We start from the raw sequence: 386 nt of genomic DNA on the forward strand, positions 1-386 counted from the left end.
CGTGTTTAGGTGGGGTTTGGTCTTCGTCATCAGTTGGTGGTGGTTTGTGTTCTTCTTTAGTTGGTGGTGTGTTGTCGACGTCTTTAGGTGGTGGTGTCTCTTCGGCATCAGTTGGTGGTGTGTTGTCTTCTGGGTCAGTTGGCGGGGTGTTGTCTACCGGGTCAGTTGGTAATGGCGTTTCGGTGTCCGCTGGTGGCGTGTTGTCTACCGGGTCAGTTGGCGGCGTGTTGTCTACCGGGTCAGTTGGTAGTGGGGTTTCGGTGTCCGTTGGTGGCGCGGTGTCTACCGGGTCCGTTGGTGGTGGGGTGTCGGTGTCCGCTGGTGGGGTGTCGTTATCCCACCCGGTTGCAGGAGCGTAGTCGACTCTGTCGGTTAGCGCAAGCGAG

At 58.0% G+C, this 386-nt stretch carries 1 protein-coding gene; it reads left to right on the forward strand.

Annotation, left to right across the window (positions count from 1 at the left end):
* The coding region (locus tag B1A85_RS24155) for a hypothetical protein (protein WP_210404714.1) at nucleotides 1–359 on the forward strand (359 nt) is incomplete at its 5' end.
* Between the last annotated feature and the right edge of the window lie 27 nt (nucleotides 360–386).

It is taken from the genome of Chroococcidiopsis sp. TS-821, from assembly GCF_002939305.1.
In the GTDB taxonomy this organism is placed as follows: Bacteria; Cyanobacteriota; Cyanobacteriia; order Cyanobacteriales; family Chroococcidiopsidaceae; genus Chroogloeocystis.